This is a genomic window from Lentzea chajnantorensis, assembly GCF_054300775.1.
The window spans coordinates 7,136,807-7,157,634 of sequence record NZ_JBSDZT010000002.1 but is presented as its reverse complement, the minus strand read 5'-3'; the positions used below and the strand labels follow the sequence as shown (position 1 = coordinate 7,157,634).

At 71.2% G+C, this 20,828-nt stretch carries 17 protein-coding genes; 11 read left to right on the top strand and 6 right to left on the bottom strand.

The genetic code is table 11. From position 1 onward, the window contains the following. The first annotated feature begins 11 nt into the window (after positions 1–11). Positions 12–758 (top strand): PIG-L family deacetylase, encoded by a 747-nt coding sequence (locus ACVDFE_RS34315; RefSeq protein WP_360386792.1) that lies wholly within the window; start codon positions 12–14, stop codon positions 756–758. Between the two features lie 105 nt (positions 759–863). On the opposite strand, the gene ACVDFE_RS34310 is transcribed toward ACVDFE_RS34315, so the two are convergent. The 4 genes from ACVDFE_RS34310 to ACVDFE_RS34295 form a co-directional block, all read right to left on the bottom strand. Continuing rightward, positions 864–1,295: an LPXTG cell wall anchor domain-containing protein gene (locus ACVDFE_RS34310; protein WP_458433394.1), complete on the bottom strand. Its 432-nt coding sequence runs from the start codon at positions 1,293–1,295 to the stop codon at positions 864–866. Between the two features lie 311 nt (positions 1,296–1,606). Next, positions 1,607–4,477, bottom strand: a complete 2,871-nt coding sequence (locus ACVDFE_RS34305; protein WP_458433393.1) for a DEAD/DEAH box helicase — start codon at positions 4,475–4,477, stop codon at positions 1,607–1,609. Positions 4,478–4,585: 108 nt separating this feature from the next. Next, on the bottom strand, positions 4,586–5,248 hold the full coding sequence (gene ku, locus ACVDFE_RS34300) for a non-homologous end joining protein Ku (RefSeq protein WP_458433392.1): 663 nt from the start codon (positions 5,246–5,248) through the stop codon (positions 4,586–4,588). 94 nt (positions 5,249–5,342) lie between these two features. Continuing rightward, entirely contained in the window at positions 5,343–6,728 is a 1,386-nt protein-coding gene (locus ACVDFE_RS34295) for an SDR family NAD(P)-dependent oxidoreductase (RefSeq protein WP_360386802.1), read from the bottom strand. A gap of 36 nt (positions 6,729–6,764) precedes the next feature. Here ACVDFE_RS34295 and ACVDFE_RS34290 point away from each other — a divergent pair, with 36 nt between their 5' ends. From ACVDFE_RS34290 to ACVDFE_RS34275, 4 genes are read left to right on the top strand one after another with little or no spacing between them, the layout of a single operon-like run. Further along, positions 6,765–7,484, top strand: coding sequence for a haloacid dehalogenase-like hydrolase (locus ACVDFE_RS34290; protein ID WP_360386805.1), 720 nt, complete (start codon positions 6,765–6,767; stop codon positions 7,482–7,484). Then, complete coding sequence (locus ACVDFE_RS34285; RefSeq protein WP_360386808.1) at positions 7,481–7,603, top strand: hypothetical protein; 123 nt, start codon at positions 7,481–7,483, stop codon at positions 7,601–7,603. The genes ACVDFE_RS34290 and ACVDFE_RS34285 overlap by 4 nt, the downstream gene beginning before the upstream one ends. Positions 7,604–7,646: 43 nt before the next feature. Beyond that, positions 7,647–8,849, top strand: coding sequence for a DUF4231 domain-containing protein (locus ACVDFE_RS34280; RefSeq protein WP_458433391.1), 1,203 nt, complete (start codon positions 7,647–7,649; stop codon positions 8,847–8,849). Continuing rightward, positions 8,846–9,262, top strand: a complete 417-nt coding sequence (locus tag ACVDFE_RS34275) for an SLATT domain-containing protein (protein ID WP_360386813.1) — start codon at positions 8,846–8,848, stop codon at positions 9,260–9,262. The genes ACVDFE_RS34280 and ACVDFE_RS34275 overlap by 4 nt, the downstream gene beginning before the upstream one ends. Positions 9,263–9,531: 269 nt before the next feature. Here the strand turns inward: ACVDFE_RS34275 and ACVDFE_RS34270 are convergent, their stop codons facing one another. Then, a complete protein-coding gene (locus tag ACVDFE_RS34270) occupies positions 9,532–10,215 on the bottom strand; it encodes a DUF2306 domain-containing protein (protein ID WP_458433390.1) in 684 nt (227 codons plus the stop codon). A 91-nt stretch (positions 10,216–10,306) separates the two neighbouring features. On the opposite strand from ACVDFE_RS34270, the gene ACVDFE_RS34265 reads away from it, so the two are divergent. From ACVDFE_RS34265 to ACVDFE_RS34240, 6 genes are all read left to right on the top strand, one after another. After that, complete coding sequence (locus tag ACVDFE_RS34265; RefSeq protein WP_360386817.1) at positions 10,307–10,522, top strand: RNA-binding S4 domain-containing protein; 216 nt, start codon at positions 10,307–10,309, stop codon at positions 10,520–10,522. 376 nt (positions 10,523–10,898) lie between these two features. Further along, positions 10,899–12,401 carry a sugar transferase gene (locus ACVDFE_RS34260; RefSeq protein ID WP_360386819.1) on the top strand — a complete coding sequence of 501 codons (1,503 nt, stop codon included), beginning with the start codon at positions 10,899–10,901 and terminating at the stop codon, positions 12,399–12,401. Positions 12,402–12,468: 67 nt separating this feature from the next. Then, complete coding sequence (locus ACVDFE_RS34255) at positions 12,469–13,326, top strand: hypothetical protein (protein WP_458433389.1); 858 nt, start codon at positions 12,469–12,471, stop codon at positions 13,324–13,326. 277 nt (positions 13,327–13,603) lie between these two features. Next, the gene (locus ACVDFE_RS34250; protein ID WP_360386824.1) at positions 13,604–17,569 is read left to right on the top strand and encodes a DUF4082 domain-containing protein; all 3,966 of its coding nucleotides are present in this window, start codon (positions 13,604–13,606) and stop codon (positions 17,567–17,569) included. 17 nt (positions 17,570–17,586) lie between these two features. Next, the gene (locus tag ACVDFE_RS34245; protein ID WP_360386826.1) at positions 17,587–18,744 is read left to right on the top strand and encodes a glycosyltransferase; all 1,158 of its coding nucleotides are present in this window, start codon (positions 17,587–17,589) and stop codon (positions 18,742–18,744) included. A gap of 2 nt (positions 18,745–18,746) precedes the next feature. Then, the gene (locus ACVDFE_RS34240) at positions 18,747–19,943 is read left to right on the top strand and encodes a glycosyltransferase family 4 protein (protein ID WP_458434445.1); all 1,197 of its coding nucleotides are present in this window, start codon (positions 18,747–18,749) and stop codon (positions 19,941–19,943) included. Positions 19,944–19,955: 12 nt separating this feature from the next. Here the strand turns inward: ACVDFE_RS34240 and ACVDFE_RS34235 are convergent, their stop codons facing one another. Beyond that, complete coding sequence (locus ACVDFE_RS34235; protein WP_458433388.1) at positions 19,956–20,777, bottom strand: APH(3'') family aminoglycoside O-phosphotransferase; 822 nt, start codon at positions 20,775–20,777, stop codon at positions 19,956–19,958. Positions 20,778–20,828: the final 51 nt, after the last annotated feature.

The window sequence follows — 20,828 nt, the reverse complement described above, 5'->3', positions numbered from 1 at the left end:
ACGTCCTACCCATGGCAACACTGGTGACGTTCCACGCCCACCCCGACGACGAGTGCATCGTCACGGGAGGTGTGATGCGGAAGGCGTCCGACGAGGGCCACCGGGTCGTGCTCGTCGTCGCCACCCGCGGTGAGAGCGGCGAGGTTCCCGACTTCCTCGACGAGGGCGAGGAGCTGTGGGAGCGCCGGGTGCGGGAGACGCACGCCGCCGCCGAGCTGCTGGGGGTGCACCGCGTCGAGTTCCTGGGCTACCGCGACTCCGGGATGATGGGGGACGAGCTCAACGACCGGCCCGGTTCGTTCTGGACCGCGGACGTCGAGGAGGCGGCGCACAAGCTGGCCGCGATCCTGCGGGAGGAGGACGCGAAGGCGTTCACCACCTACGACAGCTTCGGCGGGTACGGGCACCCCGACCACATCCAGGTGCACCGGGTGGGCATGCGGGCCGCGGAGATCGCCGGCACGCCCGCCGTGTACCAGGCGATGGTGAGCGAGACGCGGTTCCGGGAGGCGATGAGGCGGTCGGGGGCCGAGGAGCCGCCGCTCATGGAGGGAGCCGTGCCTGAGTCGGAGATCACGACCGAGGTGGACGTCGCGGAGTACCTCGGGGTGAAGCGGGCCGCGATGCGGGCACACGCCTCGCAGATCCCCGAGCAGTCGTTCTTCCTGTCGCTGGACGACGAGACTTTCGCGCACGCGTTCGGCACGGAGTACTTCATCCGCGCGGGCCACGGCCCCGAAAAGACCCTCGCCCTCTGACCGCCCGCCCCCCTTGCTGCACAGGCGTCTGCAAGTACTGGTACTTGCAGACGCCTGGGAACGTGAAGGGGCGGCCCGCCACGTGCGGGCCGCCCCTTCAGCGGGTCACGCGCGGCGGCGGCGGACGACCAGGAGTGCGGCGGCACCGGCGCCCACGAGGCCCAGGCCGGACAGCAGCAGCCAGGTCGGGGACGCGCCGGTCGCGGCGAGCGGCGGCTCGGGGGTGCTGCCACCGGGGGCCGGGGCGGCGGAGGTCGTCGACGGCGGCACCTCGGCGGAGGACGAGGGCGCCTCCGTGGTGGTGGTCGTCACCGGCGGCGTCGTGGTCGTGGTGGTCGTCGGCGGGACGTACTTGACGCACGCCGTGCTTGACCGGTCGTAGGTCTTCGAGTAGCCGTGCTTGTTGTTGGGATCGTCGTGCGCGGCGACCTTGATCTTGAAGTCGTGCTTGACGTCGGCGGGGAACGTCCAGGTCTGCTTGAACGACTCGCGGAACGGCTGAGCGGGCTGCTCCTTGCCGTCGACGGTGATCGTCAAGAAGTTGTCGGCCTGGCCGTTGTACTTCGTGCAGCTCGACGCTCAGGAAGGACTTGCCGGCCTTCTCGTTGCACCCGGCGTCCACGACGTCGGTGTGTGCGGAGGCAGGCGTGGCCAGCGCCACTGACGCCAGAGCCGCGGTGGCGGTCACCGCGAACGCGCCGAGAACTCGTCTTGCCAACGGAAACTCCTGCTCAGGGTTGATGCGTGGCGGGAAAACCATTCAAAACACAAATCACCCGACCGGGTGAACCGCGCCACGCTAGCAACCGACGGCAGTCGAAAGGTCACCGTCTGACAACGGTGAGGTGTCACCACGAACAAACCTTCATGTTTTCCGCTAGGGCGATGAACCCCGCCACCAGCCGCATCTGCTCCACCCCGCGCACGTCGGCGTCCAGCAGGCGCGGTGAGCAGACCACCACGGCCACCGCCTGCGCGCGGGACAGCGCCACGTTCAACCGGTTGCGCGACAGCAGGAAGTCCAGGCCGCGCGGCAGGTCCACGGTGGACGACGACGTCATCGACATCACCACGGCCGGTGCCTCCTGGCCCTGGAACCGGTCGACGGTGCCGACCCGCGTCCCGTCGAACCCCGCGTCGGCCAGCCGCCGGCGGATCACCCGCACCTGGAGGTTGTACGGCGCCACGACGAGGACGTCCGCGTCGGTCAGTTCGCGCGTCTCGCCGTTGTCCGTCCACGTGCGACCGACGAGCGACCGCACGGTGTCCACCACGGCGTCGGCCTCCTCCGCCGAGGACGTGATGTTGTGCCGGTGGTCGACCTCGCGCAGGTAGATGCCGGGTTCGACGCCCTCGATCCACCGCTGCGCCGCCACCGGGTGCGAGTGGAGCAGCCCGGAGTACGACAGCTCGGACACCGGGCGGCACACCGCGGGGTGCATCCTCCTGGTCTCCGCGAGGAAGTACCCGAGGTGGCCGGGGATGACGTCCGCCGAGCCGAGCAAGTGGCCCAGCGCGGACGCGTCCGACCCCGGTGGGTGCACTCCCTGGACGACCTGCGGCAGCTGCTGCGGGTCACCGAGCAGCACGAGGTTGCGGGCCGCCGTCCCCACCGCCACCGCGTCCGCCAGCGCGAACTGGCCGGCCTCGTCGATGATCATCACGTCGAACGGCTGCGCCTTGATCACCGCGTTGGAGAACGTCCACGCCGTGCCGCCGACCAGGTGTCCGGCCGGGTGCTCCTCGCGCCAGCGGGCCAGCGCACCGTTGTCCTTCGGCTGGTCCCACGGCACGTCCTCCTCCGGCTTCCCCTTGGGCCGCTTGGCCATCGGCACGTCACCGGAACACGACCGCAGCACGTTCTCCACGGCCTTGTGCGACGTCGAGGTCACCGCGACCGTCTTGCCCTGGTCGACCAGGTGCGCCACGAGCTTCGTCGCGAGGTACGTCTTGCCCGCGCCGGGCGGGCCCTGCACCGCGAGCGTGCCGCCGTCGAGCTGGTCGACCGCCCTGATCACCGCCCGCACCGTGTCCTCGTCGCGCGGCAGCGGCTGCGCGGGCGGCGTGCGCAGCATCAGGTCGATGCCGGGGCTGCGCGGCAGCAACGGCAACAGCTCCACGGCCTGCTGCGCGAGCTCGGCGACCGCCTCGTCCTTCGGCTTCGCCGGCACCGGGCTGCCGGGCAGCACCGCCAGCGGCAGCTCGGTGTGCTCGGCCGCCGCGCTCTCGGTCAGCACCAGCTCGTGCGGGTTGTCATCGGACACCACGGCCGGGCGCGTGACGTTGCCGGGGTAGAGCAGCCTGACCTGCTCGCCCGCGCCGAACGGGTGCGGCCGCTCCGGGTCGATCCGCGCGCGCACCTGCCGCTTCGACGTCCGCACCCGCCCGCTGGGCGGCACCCAGTCCTCGGCCCGCAGCGTGATCGGCACCGCGCAGTTCGAGTCCGTCTCCAGGTCCGAGATCGGCGCCGCGGCCTGCCGGAAGAAGTCGCCCCAGGCCGGGCTCGCCTCCCGCCGGTGGTAGCCGACGGTCGCCGCGAACAGCGCGTGGCCCTCCGCGAGCAGCGGCTCGGTCAGCGCCGCCATCCTGCGGGCCCGCTCGGCGGCCTTCTCCCGCGCCGCCTCGTCCAGCTCCTCGTCGCGTACAGCGGTCTGCACGCCGTGCTCCCGCTTCACCTTCTCCAGCAGGTCCCGCACCCCGCGCGTCGGGTTGTCGTCCGCGAGCAACGGGCGCAGCGCGGGCAGCGTGTACTCCCTTGTGGACACCCGCAGCACCCGGCGGGTCAACGCACCCAGGTCGACGCAGCGCCGCACCAGCTCGTCCACCTCGGACTCCCTGGTCGCGGTGCGCGCCGCACGCCCGGCGAGGTCGTGCGGCGTGAAGTGGTAGACCCGGCCGGTCGGCGTGCGGTCGACGAACTCCGCGAACGTGCCCTCCCAGCCCGGCGTGCGGAACGTGTCGCCCTCGACCTCCAGGAACACGTCGTCCTCCGCCGGTTCCGGCAGGGTCTGCAACGCCTCGGGGGCCACGACCTCGTAGGTGGTCACGCCGGTGCGCTCCTGCCGCACCTGCAACCGGGCCTGCGCGGCCAGCGCGGCGAAGCTCGCGGGGGACAGGGCAGGTGGTCGCTCCTCGGTCGCCGCTAGCGCATCGATTGTTTCAATGCCAACCGAAACCAGCTTCCGCCGCTGGTCGGCGCGCAGTCCGGCCACGAGCGACAGGTCGCGGGCCTCCTCCCGCCCGGAGGCGCAATGACGGGCGAACCGGCACCCGGTGCAGGCCGCCCGCACGTCACCCCACGAGCGCGCCGGCGCCGGTCCCGGCTTCGCCAGCCTGGTCCGCAGACGGCCCAGCAACGGTGCGAAGTCGGCCACCCGGAAAGTCGTCCGCCGGCCGTTGACCAGCAGGTGCGCGCGTTCGGCACCCAACGCCAGAGCGGCCGCCGTCAGGTTCAGCACGGCCAACGGAGTTGCCTCAGAGCCGTCGAAGCACGGCTCGTAGCCGGTGCCGACCCGCACCAGGCTCGGCACCGCGCAGTGGAAGGCGCCGTCGAAGAAGACGGCGTTTTCGACGATCTCCGCACCCGCGCGCACGTCGGCGGCCGTGCGGGAGGCCGCGCGGTGCAGCTCCTCCGGGTCACCCCGCCGCTCCGAACGCCCCAGGAAGCTGCGGTGCTCGCACTCGAGCAGGTCGACGAGGTCCGACGGACTGGCGAGCATGACCGCCGATGCTAGCCGCCGGCACCGGCGGACCCCGGCAACGCCACCCGGCGGACACGGGCGGACGGCCCGCGTCCATCCCCGGTACGCGGCCCGTCCGCCCGCTGACTAGACGGCTGCCTCGACCAGCCTGAGCAGCGCCTCGTGGTGGGAGTTCGGGTAGTCGTGCGGCCGGAACGGCCGGGTCTGCGCCCGCACCAGAGCGGCCGCCGCGGCCAGCTCACCGGTGCGCACCTCGGTGTCGCGGTGCAGGAACGCGAAGTGCGGCTCGCGCACCTCGTCCGGCCACAGCAGCGTGTGCAGCACGAGCACGCCCGCCTGCTGCCGGATCGCCGCCAGCGTGTCCTTGCCGCGCAGCCCGAACTTCACGATCGCGGCGGTCTTCGTGCGTTCCAGCGTCTCGCGCAGCAGCACGTACGAGCGCACCGACAGGTCGTCGGGCTCGACGTAGTAGCTGCGGTGCAACGAGATCGGGTCGACGTCCGCGACCGGCGCGAACTGCTGGACGTCGATGACCCCCTCCTCGGGCGCCGGCAGCTCCCGCGGGTCCACCTGCACGATGCGGCCGTCGTCGAGCTCGTAGCCGCGGCCGATGTCGTCGGGTGTCAGGTGCAGCGAGCACTCGCCGCACACCTGCTGGTGCCGCACCCGGCCGCTGTCCTCGCGGTGCACGAGGTGCACCCTGCCGCGGTGCTCGGACGCCGCGGACCCCAGCCGCACCGCCATCGTCGTCATGCCGAACCGAAGTGCTCCCCGCCACACAGTCCTCATGACAAATGAGTACTCGAACAGGTGTTCAAATACCGCTATGACCTGACGAAACAGCTCGTTCGGGTGCGTCCGACGGGTACCTCGGACACGTGCGTCACCACGCCGAGGGCGCGTAGTCCTTCAGGAAGCACCCGTACAGGTCCTCGCCGGCCTCGCCGCGCACGATCGGGTCGTACACCCTGGCCGCGCCGTCGACCAGGTCCAGCGGGGCGTGGAAGCCCTCGTCGGCCAGGCGCATCTTCATCGGGTGCGGGCGCTCGTCGGTGATCCACCCGGTGTCGACGGCGGTCATCAGGATGCCGTCGGCCTGCAGCATCTCCTCGGCGCTGGTGCGCGTCAACATGTTCAGCGCTGCCTTGGCCATGTTCGTGTGCGGGTGGCCGGAACCCTTGTACACGCGGGAGAACTGGCCCTCCATGGCCGACACGTTCACCACGTACTTGCGCCGGTACGACGACTTCGCCATCGACGCGCGCAGCCGGGAGATCAGCAGGAACGGCGCCGTGGAGTTGCACAGCTGCACCTCCAGCAGCTCCACCGGGTCGACCTCGTCGACGTTCTGGATCCACGAGTTCGTCGCCGCCGTGTCCGGCACGAGACCGCCCGCGTCGATCTCCTTGCCGCCCGCCATCAACGCGAGCGTCGTGACCGAGTGCGCCTCGGGGACTGCGGTGCCGGGCAGGGCCAGCTGGCCGTGCCCGCCGAACGTGATCAGCTCGGGGCGGCGGGCGTCGCCGGTCAGCGCCTCGTGCTCGGCGGCGGCCAGCGGCGCGTAGGCACCGGGGGAGCGGCGCACGGTCTGCGCCGCGTTGTTGATCAGGATGTCGAGCGGCCCCTGGTCGGCCACCGAGTCGGCGAGCCCGAGCACCTGGGCGGGGTCGCGCAGGTCGATGCCGACGATGCGCAGCCGGTCGATCCACTCGCCGGCGTCGGGCATCTGCGCGAACCGGCGCGCGGCGTCCTTGGGGAACCGGGTCGTGATCGTGGTGTGGGCACCGTCACGCAGCAGCCGCAGCGCGATGTACATGCCGATCTTCGCGCGGCCGCCGGTGAGCAGCGCGCGGCGGCCGGTGAGGTCCGTCCGCGCGTCGCGCTTGCCGTGGTTGAACCGGGCGCAGTCGGGGCAGAGCTGGTGGTAGAAGGCGTCGACCTCGACGAACCGCTTGCGGCAGGTGTAGCAGGACCGGGCGCGCAGCAGGGTGCCCGCGGTGGCACCGGCGGCGGTCGAGACCAGCGGCAGGCCCTGGGTCTCGTCGTCGATGCGGTCCGGTGAGCCGGTCGCGGTGAGCGAGGTCACCGCGCGGTCGTTCGCGGTGATGGCGGCCCTGCGCTCGGACTTCCGGTGCTTCTTCGCGGCCTTGAAGATCTTGGCGGTGGCCAGGCGGACGCGCACCGCGTCGTCGTGTTCCGCGGGCAGGTCCTCGACCTGTGCCAGCACGCGCAGGCAGACTTCCAGCTCTGCGGGGTCGATCGAGGTCATGAGCAGGCATTTTACGGGTGGAGAGGTGGCGGTCCGGTGACGGGTCCCGACGTGCTGGTCCTGTGGGACATCGACAACACGCTGATCTCGGCCAGGGGCTTCGGCGGGCTGATGTACCGGGAGGCGTTCCGCACCGCGTTCGGGCGGGACCTCGCCGGCCCCGTCGACCTGGGCGGACGCACCGAGCTGGACATCATCGCCGAGTGCCTGCGGCAGCACGGCATCGAGCACACGCCGGAGTCCTCCGCGCGGCTCGCGGCGGCGCTGGCCGGCTGCTTCGAGGCCCGTCGCGGCGAGCTGACCGGGCACGGCGAGGTGCTGCCGGGCGCGCGGGAGGCGCTGGAGGCGTTCGCCGCCGACCCGCGGGTGCACCAGGGCGTGCTGACGGCCAACCTGGGCAGCGTCGCGCGGGTGAAGCTGGAGGAGTTCGGGCTCGCGCACCTGGTCGACTGGGACGTCAGCGCCTATGGCGACGATCATGCCGACCGGGCCGAGCTGGTGGCGTTCGCCCGCGACCGGGCCCGGCACGTCCGCCGGTTCGCCGACGACGAGGTCGTGCTGATCGGCGACACGCCGCACGACGTGCGCGCCGCGCTGGACTCGGGGGTGCGGCTCGTCGCGGTCGCCACCGGGCGCAGCACCGCCGCACAGCTCGCCGCGGCCGGTGCCACGACCGTGCTCGACGACCTGAGCGACCTCGACCGGGTGCGCCGGCACGTGTGGTCCGGCCTGGACGGGGGAACCCGCACCGCATGAACCCCGAAGTGCCTGAAGCCGACAGCGCCGAACAGCAGCAGGACGTGGTGCCCCAGGAGCCGGTCGAGCCGGCGCCGCTCGACGCCGAGCGCGAGGTCCCGCTCGACGAGGACGTCTGAACGGCCCTGGTCCGCGGTCGATCACGACGTTATGGTGCGCGGCATGCCCAATGCAGGCGGCCCGACGGTCACCCGGCTGTCCCAGCCGGACGCCGACATAAGGCCCCGTTCCCTCGGTCTGCCCCGAGGCCGCGCGGTGATCCCCGTGTTCGGCTCCACAGCGGACATCGAGACGGATCTCGCCGCGAAGCTGTTGCCGGTGCTCAGATCCGTGGTGGTGATCGCGGCGCGCAACGGCGCCGTGTTCGTCACCGAAGGCACCGACAGGGGTGTGGTCCACCTGCTGGGCCTGGCCCTGCAGGCCTGTGAGGGGCGCCGGCCCGTCGTGGTCGGCGTCGCACCCTCCAGCAAGGTGCACGACCGCACCGAGACCCCCACCGGTGACCAGGTCGCGCTGGAGCCCAACCACGGCGTCGCCGTCGTCGTCCCCGGTTCGGAGTGGACGGACGCCACACCGGTGCTGTTCCGCGTCGTGGACGCGATCCGCGGCAAGAAGGCCACCGTCGCGCTCGTCGTCGGCGGCGAGAGCGAGCAGGAGGTCGTCGAGCACCTCAGCGGCGACCACCCGCTGCTCGTCGTCGCGGGCACCGGTGGACTGGCCGACCGGATCGCGACCGGTGACCTGACCGGCGACCTCGCCGTGCTGGTGCGCAGCGGCAAGGTCTCCGTCGTCCACGCCGACGAGGGACCCGGCAAGGTCGTCACCGCGCTGGAACGGTTGCTGGGCGAGGAGAAGCCCGTCATGCCGCCGCGGATCTGGCCGCGGGTCCGCTACCGGGCACCGGAACCGCGCCCGCTCGTCGACCCCGGTTTCGTGGTCGCCTACCCGCTGCTCGCCGACGCCATCCACGACGCGAACCAGGTCGTGGCGCCGGTGTTCCACGAGCTCGACGCGGAGGCGGAGTCCGAGCAGAACCGCTACCGGCTGCTCGCGGTCCTCGCGATCGCCGGCGGGCTCATGACCACGGTGTTCGGCGCGCTGCAGACGTGGCTGAACGAGACGCCGTGGCCCGGTGTGCTCGTGGTGGCCGGTGGCGCGTTCGCCGCGGCGATCACGATCGTGGCGCGCAAGCGGGAGTCGCTCGACAGGTACCTGACCGCCCGTGCCCGCGCGGAACGGTTGCGGGCGCTGTACTTCGCCCACCTCGCCGCTCCCGCTCCCGGCACGCAGGAGGAGCGGCAGGACCGGGTGGCGGACTTGGAGGCCGCGGTCAGCGACCGCAAGCACGAGGTGGTGCGGACATGAGCGACGAGCAGCGCCAGGCCCAGTTCGTCGAGGCGTACCTGCGGCACCGGTTCTCCGACCGCCTCGACCACTTCGAACGCGGCCGCAGGCGGTACTCCAGCGCTCGCACGTGGACGGTGGCGATCGCCGCCGCGCTGTTCATCGCGGCCGCCGCAGCGGCCGCAGCCGGGATGGCGGACGGACCGCGCCGCGCGGTGTGGGGCTTCGCGGCCACAACCCTTGCGGCACTTGCCACCGCGGTCACCGCGTACGAGGCGACGTTCGGCTTCCGCCGGCTGGCGCGGGAGAACGCCGCGGCATCCGTTGCGCTGCAACGGCTCGCCGTGGACGGTCCCACGCCCGACGACGTGGACGACGAGCGCCTCGTCGCATTCGTGACCGAAGTGGAGTCCGTGCTCAGGTACGGGCGCTGATTCCCGGTAATTGATCAAAAACAGCCGCGGAAAGCGTTTTCGCGTTTTGCACGCTCCGTGGACGATCGATTACGGAAAGCACTAGTTCTGGTGTTTCGGTGATCCCGTTGTCATGATGACCACATCCCCCGATGCGGAAGCAGGCACGACATGACTTGGGCGCGTACCCCTTTGGCTGAGCCTGACACCGGCACCTTCGCCGAGGCCAAGGCTGCGGAGAAGGAGCACAGCACGATCCAGAACAGCAAGGCCGCGCGCACCGTGGCGTGTCACGCGACCGACGCCCTGGACTGCGCCGACCTGCTCGAGATGCTCGGCCTGTCGGCCGTGGAGGGCAAGGCGCGGGTGTAGCCCCGCGACTGGATCCACCACTCGGCGACCAGCAGGTTCACCACGAACGACAGCCAGTTCGCGGTGGCGAAGACCAGCAGCCCGTCCGCCTCGGGCAGCAGGCCGCCGAGCAGCAGTCCCCACAGCCTGCCGGTCACGGCGGCGCCCGTCAGCGCGAACCCGCGGATCATCCAGATGCGGTGAGCGCCGAACTGGCGCCGCCGTGCCGTCCGCAGGCCCAGGACGGCGCTCGCGAACCACAGGACGGACAGCAGCGCCAGCGGCCCCGAGGACGCCAGCCCGTAGAACGACAGCTGCGCGCACACGACGCCCAGCACCGACGACGGCAGGACCGCGCCGAAGTACACGCGGCCCAGCACCCGGTGCACCCGCGGGTGCCTGGCCCGCAGCCGCGGCCAGAACTGCGAGACGCCCGCGAGGACCGCGACCGTTCCGGTGAAGATGTGCGCGACAAGCAGGCCGTAATGCGCCGGCCCGTGCAGTTCCGGCCGCGCCTGCGCCACGTCCAGGGTGACGTAGGCACTCGCGGCGAACGCCGTGATGCCCACCGCGACCAGTCCCGACACCGCCAACCAGGCGGTGTACCCCCACGAAGTTTTCATGGCCGTGAGCCTGTCAACGACGTCACCCGTTCGCCCTGGTGCGCGCCCCCGAGCGAGCAGTGGGGACGGCCCTACTGGGATGATGCGGCTCATGCGGACGGTGGAGATCTCGGAAGAGCCGATCAGGCTAGGGCAGTTCCTCAAGCTGGCCCAGCTCGCGGACGACGGCGCGCACGCGAAGGAGCTCATCGAGGACGGAGAGGTCCACGTCAACGGTGCCGTGGAGCTGCGCAGGGGTGCGCAGCTGCGCGCGGGTGACGTGGTGGTGGTCGGCCGGGAAGAGGTGCGCATTTCCGTTCGGCCGTAGGTGATTGCTCCGTTCGGCGGTAATACAACGCTCAAAACAGGTCGAAGCGCCAGAGTCTGAAGACCTTTTTCCGACCGTCGGCTCATACCGCGCGTGACATTTGTGTCCGTTGTGGACTTGGCCAATCGTCTTGTGGCTGCTCGGTTTCCAGATGGTGAGACGCACGTCACGTCCGCCATTCGGGCGCGGAGGAAACTTTTTTCCACAGCCTGTAACGCGGACGCCGGAGCGGGCGAATCACGGTTTGCAAGCTCCGGGATTTCCGGCACCGCCCTGTGGGAGGGGCTGTGCGGTCTGCGCGGAGCACCAAAGGTCCTCGGGGTGACCTGCGCACCTGCACGTCCGGAATCACCGCTGAGCCGGGGAGATCACAACGATGAGTGAGCAGGTCCGCTCTGCCCGTGACGCTGTGCACGGGCGGGGCTCGACGCTCAGTCCTGAACGCAGCCACGAACACAGACAGACGCACCCGCCGATCGCACGGTGGGAGACGCGCTACCGCTACGCCGTCATCACGGCCGACGTGCTGACGACGGTGCTGGTCGTCGTGGCGGTGGGCGCCGTCATGCACTCGCGGCACGCCGCCTTCGGCCCGCTTTCCCTTGCCCTGCTGGACATACTCACAGTAGTCGTCGTGGTCGGCTCGCTCACCCTCAACCGGGTCTGGACGCCGGCCGTGCTCGGTCAGGGGGCCGAGGAGTTCCGGCGACTCGGCCGGGGCTTGTTCGGGGCGGTGGTCGCACTCGGTCTGGGTGCGCTCGCCGTCGATATCCCCGGCGCCCGCCTGTGGGTGTTCGTCGTGGTGCCCGCCATCGCCCTGGTGGCCTTCCCCCTGCGCTACCTCCTGCGCCGGCCGCTGCACAGCGGTCGCGGTGAAGGCAGGTTCATGCTCTCCGTCCTGGCCGCGGGCAACCTGGAAACGGTCGAGGACCTCATCCACCGCACCCGCCGCATGGCCCACCTGGGCTGGCGCGTGGACGCGGTCTGCACGCTCGACGGCCGCGGCCGCGTCGGTCCCGACGTCGACGGCGTGCCCGTCGTGGGCCAGCTGCGCGAGCTCGCCGACCAGGTCCGCCGCGGCGGCTACCGCATCGTCGCCGTCACCCCCGACGCCTACTGGACTCCGCGCAGGCTGCAGCAGCTCGCCTGGGCGCTGGAGGGTTCCGGCACCGAGATGGTCGTCTCGCCGGGCCTGATGGAGGTCGCCGGTCCTCGCCTGCACATGAGCGCCGTGCTCGGCATGCCGCTGCTCCGGGTGAGCGAACCGGCGCTGACCGGGTTCCGCCGCCTCGTCAAGGGCGTCGTCGACAAGGTCGGCGCGTTCCTCCTGCTGCTCCTGCTCGCACCGCTGATGTTCGCGGTCGCGGCGTTCGTGATGATCGACAGCCGCGGTCCGGTGTTCTACCGCCAGAAGCGCGTCGGCAAGGACGGCGTCCCGTTCACGATCATCAAGTTCCGCACGATGGTCACCGACGCCGACGCGTTGCGCACCAGGCTCGCCGCGGCCAACGAGGGCCACGGACTGCTGTTCAAGATGAAGAAGGACCCGCGCATCACCAAGGTGGGCTCGTTCCTGCGGCGCTACTCGATCGACGAGCTGCCGCAGCTGCTCAACGTGCTCACCGGCGCCATGTCGCTGGTCGGCCCCCGCCCGCCGTTGCCGGAGGAGAGCGCGAGGTACTCCTCCGACGTGCGGCGCCGGCTGCTCGTCAAGCCGGGGCTGACCGGGCTGTGGCAGGTGAGCGGGCGCAGCGACCTCTCCTGGGAGGAGTCGGTGCGGTTGGACCTGCGCTACGTCGAGGACTGGTCCCTCGCCCTGGACGCGGTGATCCTGTGGAAGACGTTCCGGGCCGTCTTCGGCGGCCACGGCGCGTACTGAGGTGCCCAAGGCCTCCAGGGGGAGGGGAGTGGATCGGTCTGGAACAACGACGAGCCGGAGGAGAACGATGTTTCGGCGAACGCTGGCGATCACGACGATCGCCGGACTGCTCGGCGCCGCTGCGGCGGTGCCGGCCACGGCGGCCCCGCCCGAGGTGGAACTGACCTCGAGCGCGGCCGTGGTGCGACCGGGCGAGCAGTTCACGGTGACGGTGAAGCTCACCAACACCAACGGTTTCACGGTCCTGCAGCCCTCTGCCAGGTTGTTCGGCGCCCCGCGGGCCATCGCGGAGTACACGACCCTGGTGGGCTGCACCGGTGCGGCCAGCTGCACGACGCTGACCGGACCCAGTGGCCCGACGGGCTACCGCGCGGCACTGGCCGAGGCGCTCGGCGGCTACCAGTCCGCGACCGTCACGTTCACCCTCGCGGTGAAGCAGGACGCGGTCGGCGGTACCGGCACGCTCCAGGCGCAGCTGTCCGGCAGCAACTACGCGACGTTCCCCGTGGACGGTCCACAGTTGACCGTCCACACGGAAGCGGACCTGCAGGTGGCCAAGGTCACCGGTACGCCCCGGCTCGGAATCCTGGTGCCGCGCATCGACTTCACCGTCGACGTGACCAACCACGGCCCGAACGCGTTGCTCAGCGGCGTGGTGACCACGACGTTGCCGCCGGGCATCACCGGGGTGAACGGCACGTGCACCGCCAGTGGCAACACGGTGGCCTGCCCGGTGCCGCGCCTCGAACCCGGTGCGAGCACGAAGCTCGCGTTCTCGGTCCCGGTGCGGCTGCTGAACATCGGGCTGGACTACGAGTTCCGCGCGGCCCGCACTGGTTCGGACCCGATCGACCCGAACACGGGCAATGACGCCGCGAGTACACAGTGCACAGTCGTCAGCCTGGTCCTGGTCAGCTGCCGGTAGTTGATCGCTCCCCGTCAATGCGTTGTGACACAAGTGATTCCGCTGATCGGACTAATCACAACCGTTGGGCCGCTCAGCGGAATTCCTTGTAACGAACGCAGGTATCGTCCCGAAGTTCACTGTGGAGAGTCGCCCTGGGCTGGTGGGAGAGCCGGTTGGAGGTGCGGCGGCGGTGTGCTCGTGGCAACCATCGTCTGGGGCAGCAAGCAGGAAGAAGAGGTAGACGCCCATGTCCTTGTCCGATCCCAGGAGTCGCCTGAGATCAATGGGTGCGAAAGTGACAGCCGCAGCGGTGCTGGCCACCGCTGTGGTCGTGCCGGCCGTGGTGCTCGCCCCGGCCGCGCAGGCAGCGCCGTGCGACGCACCGGTGGTGAACAAGGTCGCGTGCGAGAACACCAGGACCGGTGACGCGAACTGGTCGCTCAACTCGCTCGACGACTCGATCGTCGGCTACACGACCGACATCAGCTCGACTCCTGGCGGACAGGTCAAGTTCAAGGTCAAGACGGACGCGTTGTCCTACCGGATCGACATCTTCCGCCTCGGCTACTACGGCGGTGCCGGCGCCCGCCTGGTCAAGCAGCTCGACCGCACCACCCCGCAGAGCCAGCCGGTCGACTGCCTGCCCGACTCGGCCGTCGCGCTGGTCGACTGCGGCAACTGGGCCGTCTCCCTCACCTGGGACGTGCCCTCCGACACCGTGTCCGGCCTCTACTACGCCGTGCTGCACCGCAACGACACCGGCGGTGAGAACGAGATCGCGTTCGTCATCCGCGACGACTCCAGCCGGTCGAAGATCTTCTTCCAGACCTCCGACGCCACCTGGCACGCCTACAACCGCTACGGCGGCAACAGCCTCTACTACGGCTCCGGTCCCGGTGACGGCGGCTCGGCCTACGCGGTGAGCTACAACCGCCCGATCGCGAACACCGGTGACGAGAACTTCATCTTCAACGCCGAGGTGCCGATGCTGACCTGGCTGGAGAAGAACGGCTACGACGTCAGCTACACCACGAACGCCGACACCGCCCGCCGCGGCAACCTGATCCTCAACCACAAGGTGTTCATGGCCGTCGGCCACGACGAGTACTGGTCGAGGGAACAGCGCACCGCCGTGGAGAACGCACGGGCCGCCGGCGTGCACCTCGCGTTCATGACCGGCAACGAGGTCTTCTGGAAGCACCGCTGGGCCCCCAGCCTCGGCTCCTCGCCGACGGACTGGCGGACCGTGGTGACCTACAAGGAGACCAAGGCCAGCGCCAAGATCGACCCGAGCCCGGAGTGGACCGGCACCTGGCGCGACCCGCGGTTCACCACCTCGCCCAACGGCGCGAACCCGGAGAACGCCCTGCTGGGCCAGATCTTCACGGTCAACGGCCGCCGCGACGACTCCCTGGTCGTCCCCGCCGCCTACGGCAAGATGCGGCTGTGGCGCAACACCCCGCTCGCGTCCATGACGACCGGCGCCTACTCCTTCAAGCCGGGCACCCTGGGCTACGAGTGGGACTCCGTCGAGGACAACGGCTTCCAGCCGCCGGGCGTGGCGCAGCTGTCGCGCACGACGGTGACGATGGACGGCCAGTACGTCCTGCAGAACCACGGTGACCTCTACAGGAGCGGCACGAAGACGCACGCGTTGACGCTGTACAGGCACTCCTCCGGCGCGCTGGTCTTCGGCGCGGGCACCGTGCAGTGGGCGTGGGGCCTGGAGGACGAGCACGCGTTCCGCACCGACGAGCCGACCTCGGACGTCCGGATCAAGCAGGCGACGGTGAACCTGCTGGCGGACATGGGCGTCCAGCCCACCACGCTGGAGCCGAACCTCTTCGCCACGACCGCGAGCACCGACACCGCACCGCCGTCGGTCGCGTTCGGCACCACGAACTCGCCGACCGTCGGCACCGGCTACACGTTCAACGGCACCGTGATCGACTCGTCGGGCCGCGTCGCCGGCGTCGAGGTCTCGGTCGACAACGGCGCCACCTGGCACCCGGCCAACTGGACCGCGGGCACGGCGTCGTGGAACTACACGCACACCTTCTCGGCCGCCGGTCCCAAGACGCTGAAGGTCCGCGCGGTCGACGACTCCGCGAACCTCTCGGCCGCGGTGAGCCGCGACGTCACCGTGCTCGCCCGCGACTGCCCGTGCACCATCTGGACGGAGAACGCCACCCCGGCGGTGCCGTCGACCAACGACGGCGGCGCGATCGAGCTCGGCGTGAAGTTCCAGTCCAGCGTGAACGGGTACGTCCGCGGTGTCCGGTTCTACAAGGGCACCGGCAACACCGGCGTGCACACCGGCTCGCTGTGGTCGGCCGGCGGTGAGCGGCTGGCCACCGGCACGTTCGGCGCGGAGACGGCGACCGGCTGGCAGACGCTGACGTTCCCGACCGCCGTGCAGGTCTCGGCGAACACCACCTACGTCGCGTCGTACTTCGCGCCCAACGGCCGCTACGCCGGTGACGCCGACTACTTCACGAGCGCGGCGGTGGGCCTGGAACCGCTGTCGGCGGCCAAGGGCGTCTCCGGCAACCCGAACGGCGTGTTCCGCGGCGGGTCGTCCGGCTTCCCGACCGACAGCTACCGCAACGCCAACTACTGGGTCGACCCGATCTTCGCGCTCGACCCCGGTCCGGACACCCGCGCCCCCGGCACGCTGTCCACGGACCCGCTGAACCAGCAGGGCAGCGTCTCGCTGACCCCGGCGGTCAGCATCACCTTCGACGAGCCGGTGACGCCGAGCTCGGCGCAGATCCTCGTCAACGGCCCCAACGGCGGTGTGTCCGGCACGATCTCGGTGGCGGCCAACAGCATGAAGGCCACCTTCACGCCGAACAACCCGCTGTTGCCGGGCACAACCTACGACGTGTCCGGGAAGGCGACCGACCTGTCCGGCAACACGCCGAGCCCGACGCTGTGGTCCTTCACCACCGGTACCCCGCGCGGCGCCACGTGCCCGTGCACGGTGTGGGACGACTTCGCGGCGCCCGCCGTCAACGCGGTGAGCGACACGGGCGCGGTCGAGGTGGGCACCAAGATCCGCTTCGACGGCCGCGGCCAGGTGCTGGGCGTCCGGTTCTACAAGGGCTTCGGCAACTCCGGCACGCACACCGGTTCGCTGTGGTCGGCGAGCGGGCAGCGGCTCGCGACCGGCACGTTCAACGGGGAGACGGCGAGCGGCTGGCAGACGCTGACGTTCGACCAGCCCGTCGACGTGCAGGCGAACACCACCTACGTGGTGTCCTACTACGCGCCGAACGGCCGCTACTCCGCCACCAACGGCAGCTTCAACTCCAGCCACGACTACTACTCGCTGCACGCGCTGAAGTCCGGTGTGGACGGCCCGAACGGCGTGTACCGCTACGGCACCGGCGGTGGTTTCCCCACCGGCACGTACAACTCGACGAACTACTGGGTCGACGTGATCTGGCGCAACGGCGCGAACGGCGACAGCACGCCGCCGATCCTGACCGCCAGGACGCCCGCGCCGGGAGCCACCGGTGTCGCGCTGAACACCACCGTCACCGCCACCTTCAACGAGCCGGTCGACGTGGCGTCGGCGCAGCTCTCGCTCAAGGACCCCGGTGGGGCCGGCACCTCCGGCGCGTTCGCCGTCTCCGGTGACGGCAAGACGGTGACCTGGACGCCGGACGCCCCGCTCGCACCGGGTACGCAGTACGCGGCCGAGCTGCGGATCCTGGACGTCAACGGCAACGCCACGACCAGCCCGGCCACGTGGTCGTTCACGACGACCTCGGCCGCGACCTGCCCGTGCTCGTTGTTCAGCGCCGCCGCCCTGCCCGCGGTGACGTCGTCCAACGACAACAACGCCTACGAGCTGGGCGTGCGGTTCACCGCGGCGGTCAACGGCCAGGTGTCCGGCGTCAAGTTCTACAAGGGCGCGGGCAACACCGGCACGCACACCGGGTCGCTGTGGGCGTCGAACGGCACCAGCCTCGCGACGGGCACGTTCGTGAACGAGACGGCGACCGGCTGGCAGACGCTCGTGTTCGACACCCCGGTGCCGATCACCGCCGGCCAGACGTACGTGGCCTCGTACACGACGACCGTCGGCCGCTACTCCGCCGACGCCGGGTACTTCAACCGGTCGGCGGTCAGCAGTCCGCCGCTGGCCGCGGCAGCATCTCCGAACGGTGTGTTCCGCGGTGGCACGGGCTTCCCCGGTGACACCTTCGGCGGTGCGAACTACTGGGTGGACGTCGTGTTCACCCCGGGAAGCTGACACAGGAGTTGATCTGAGTGACGCCACGACCGCTGGTCGTGCTGTTCTCGGGAGTGACGTGGGACGGCGTTCGGGGTTCCGAACGCCAGCTCACCGAAGCTCTCACGGCCCACGCGGACGTGCTGTGGGTGGACCCGCCGGTCTCACCCGTGACGCCCCAGCGGTACCGGGGCATCGGCAGCACCCGCCGGTCGTGGCGTCCCTCCGTGCGCGAGGCCCTCCCCGGCGTCACGCGCCTGACCCCGATCGCGCTGCCGGGCCTCACCAGGCCCGGCATCCGCGCGACCACGTGGCCGCTGGTGCGGGCCCAGGTGAAGCAGCACCTCCCGCGCAGGCCGCACGCCGTCATCGCGTGCTCCTTCGACGACGTGCTCGGCCGCTGGGACGCGCTGAACGTGTTGTACGGCACCGACGACTGGGTCTCCGGTGCCGCGTTGATGAACCAGGACGCGTCCCGGCTGCGCGCGCAGGAGAAGGCGGCACTGGCCCGCACGGACGTGGTGCTCGCGGTGACACCGGAGCTGGCCGCGCGCTGGCGTGAGCTCGGCGCGGACCCCGTGGTCGTGCCGAACGGCTGCGACACGGCGGCCTACCGCGGCATCGAGTCCGTCGTCCCCGCCGGCCTGCCCGACGGGTTCCCGGACGAGGTCGCCGGTGTGGTCGGGCAGCTGACCGACCGGATCGACATCCGGTACCTCGAAGCCGTGGCGGACACCGGGATCGGGCTGCTGCTCGTCGGACCGCGCGACCCGGCGTGGGAGCCGGAGCGGTTCCCCGCCCTCGTCGCCCGCCCGAACGTGCACCACCCCGGCGCGGTCCCGTTCGCCGAGCTGCCGAAGTGGTTGCGGCGCATGGACGTCGGGCTCACCCCGTACGCGGACACGGCGTTCAACCGCGCCTCGTTCCCGTTGAAGACGCTGGAGTACCTCGCTGCCGGGCGCGCTGTCGTCGGCAGCGCACTGCCCGCGACGCTCCGGCTCGCTGACGAGTCGCCCGACGTGGTGGCGGTGGGGGACCCGGCCGAGCTCGCCCGCGCGGTGCTGACCGCGCTCAGCGCACCGCAGGACCCCGCGCGCCGGCAGCGCTTCGCCGAGCAGCACTCGTGGCAGGCCCGCGCGGCGGTGGTGGCAGGCGCCATCGGCCTGCGCGTCGCGGAAGGTTCCCGGCAGAGGTGAGCATGCGGGTCGTCGTCTACCCCCACAGCATGGAGCTCGGGGGCTCCCAGCTGAACGCGCTCCAGCTCGCCGCGGCCGTGCGCGACCGCGGGCACGAGGTGGTCGTGGTGTCCGAACCGGGGGAGCTGGTGCCGCTGGTCGCCGCGCACGGCCTGGAGCACGTCGAGATCCCGTTGCGGCGCAAGCGCCCCGACCGCCGGGTGGTCTCGACGATCAACCGGCTGGTGCGCTCGCGCGGCATCGACGTCGTGCACGGCTACGAGTGGCCGCCCGCGTTCGAGGCCCTGTACGGCGCCGGGATCCGCCGCACGGCCGCGCCGATCGCGACCGTGATGTCGATGTCGGTGGTGCCGTTCTTCCCGCGCTCGATCCCGTTGATCGTGGGCACCGAGCAGATCCGCCAGGAGGCCGTGGCCGCCGGGCACCACCGCGTGACGCTGCTGGAGCCGCCCGTCGACACCGACGGCGACCACCCGGGGTTCGCCGACGGCGGGTTCCGCGCCCGGCACGGGCTCACCGACGCGCCGCTGGTCGTGGCGGTGTCGCGGCTCGTGCCGGACCTGAAGCTGCCGGGCCTGCTGGCCGCGTGCGACGCGGTGGCGGAGCTCGACGACGCCCAGCTGGCCATCGTCGGCGACGGTCCGGCGCGGTCCGAGATCGCCGAACGCGCGGAGAAGGCCAACGCGCGCGCGGGCCGTCGTGCGGTCGTGTTGACCGGTCAGCTCGCCGACCCCCGGCCCGCGTACGCCGCCGCCGACATCGCGGCCGGCATGGGCGGCTCTGCGCTGCGCGCGCTGTCGTTCGGCAAGCCGTTGGTGGTGCTGGGGCTCGACGGGTTCAGCGAGCTGGTCACCGAGGAGAGCCTGCCGGGGTTCCTGTCGGGCGGCTGGTGGGGTTTCGGCGGGGACGGGGTGCCGTCGCTGACGGCTGCTCTGCGGCGGCTCGTCGAGTCACCGCGGCTGCGCGCCGAGCTGGGGGAGTTCGGGCGCAAGCTCGTGGTCGACCGGTTCAGCCTGCGCCGTGCCGCCGAGCTGCAGGAGCAGGAGTACGAGATCGCCGCGCGCACGGCCGGCACCGACCTGCTGGACGTCGTGCGCTCCACGAGCGGTCTGGCGGCGTACAAGGTGCGCCGCAAGGTCGAACGGTTGCGCGGCCGCGTCGCCGTGGACGACGCCAACGCGGCCGCGACCCGCCGCTGACCGGACCGCGGGCTACCCCCAGGTGAGCGGGTCCAGGTGGAGGTAGAACCGTTGCCGGTCGACATCGAGCGCGATGCCGTAGCCATCGGCGAAGGCGTCGTCGGCGGCGATGGCCTGGTCCTCGTCCTCCCACGTCTCCCTGGCGTTGGCGAGCAGCAGGGCGATGTCGGCGTACCGGTCTGCCCGGCCGAGGCGTCCGAGGTCGATGAAGCCCGCGACGCCGGCCGTGCCGGGGTCGAGGATGATGTTGGGCAGGCACAGGTCGCCGTGGCAGACGACGGTGTCGGCGGCTTCCTGCTCAAGGCGGCGGTCGACCTGCACGGCAAGCCTCGCGAGCAGCTCTGCGGGAGCCGCCTGCTGCTGCTCGACCGGCAAGAACTCCGGGTTGACCGCACCCCGCGCGACGACGTCCCGGGCGACGGCGAACATCTGCCCCAGGTCCCGGGTGAACGGGCAGTCGCCTGCGGGCAACGCGTGCAACCCGCGCACGGCCTCCGCGATGGACGGCCACGCCCGCCGAAGCGCGTCGGCCAGCATGCTGTCGGCGGGCACCCCGCGGACAGCGCTGGTCACCAGGCAGGCGGCGTCGGCGTCGGCGACCCATTCGAGCACCACCGGGCCCGGGACACCGCTGCTGCTGAGCCAGTCGACCCGGTCCCGTTCCCGTGCCAGGAGGTCCTGCTGCTCTGCGGGTACGCACTTGGCGTACCGCGAGCCGTCGGCACTGCGCAGGACACGAGCGCCCGACTCCCCACCCGTGACGGGCTCCCACGTGCCGGGAAGCCGCCGGACGAGCAGGGACTCCCACTCGGGAACCGGTGACCTCCCAGCCATGAAGATCATCCTAGCCAGCGCCCTCCACCGGATCACCGCGCGCAACGCGGT

What these genes read in the sequence shown, in the direction of transcription:
- ACVDFE_RS34315 (WP_360386792.1), top strand. Translation starts at nt 12, where the DNA reads ATGGCAACACTGGTGACGTTCCACGCCCACCCCGACGACGAGTGCATC.
- ACVDFE_RS34305 (WP_458433393.1), bottom strand. Translation starts at nt 4,477, where the DNA reads ATGCTCGCCAGTCCGTCGGACCTCGTCGACCTGCTCGAGTGCGAGCAC.
- ku (WP_458433392.1), bottom strand. Translation starts at nt 5,248, where the DNA reads ATGAGGACTGTGTGGCGGGGAGCACTTCGGTTCGGCATGACGACGATG.
- ACVDFE_RS34295 (WP_360386802.1), bottom strand. Translation starts at nt 6,728, where the DNA reads ATGACCTCGATCGACCCCGCAGAGCTGGAAGTCTGCCTGCGCGTGCTG.
- ACVDFE_RS34285 (WP_360386808.1), top strand. Translation starts at nt 7,481, where the DNA reads ATGAACCCCGAAGTGCCTGAAGCCGACAGCGCCGAACAGCAGCAGGAC.
- ACVDFE_RS34280 (WP_458433391.1), top strand. Translation starts at nt 7,647, where the DNA reads ATGCCCAATGCAGGCGGCCCGACGGTCACCCGGCTGTCCCAGCCGGAC.
- ACVDFE_RS34275 (WP_360386813.1), top strand. Translation starts at nt 8,846, where the DNA reads ATGAGCGACGAGCAGCGCCAGGCCCAGTTCGTCGAGGCGTACCTGCGG.
- ACVDFE_RS34270 (WP_458433390.1), bottom strand. Translation starts at nt 10,215, where the DNA reads ATGAAAACTTCGTGGGGGTACACCGCCTGGTTGGCGGTGTCGGGACTG.
- ACVDFE_RS34265 (WP_360386817.1), top strand. Translation starts at nt 10,307, where the DNA reads ATGCGGACGGTGGAGATCTCGGAAGAGCCGATCAGGCTAGGGCAGTTC.
- ACVDFE_RS34260 (WP_360386819.1), top strand. Translation starts at nt 10,899, where the DNA reads ATGAGTGAGCAGGTCCGCTCTGCCCGTGACGCTGTGCACGGGCGGGGC.
- ACVDFE_RS34255 (WP_458433389.1), top strand. Translation starts at nt 12,469, where the DNA reads ATGTTTCGGCGAACGCTGGCGATCACGACGATCGCCGGACTGCTCGGC.
- ACVDFE_RS34240 (WP_458434445.1), top strand. Translation starts at nt 18,747, where the DNA reads ATGCGGGTCGTCGTCTACCCCCACAGCATGGAGCTCGGGGGCTCCCAG.
- ACVDFE_RS34235 (WP_458433388.1), bottom strand. Translation starts at nt 20,777, where the DNA reads ATGGCTGGGAGGTCACCGGTTCCCGAGTGGGAGTCCCTGCTCGTCCGG.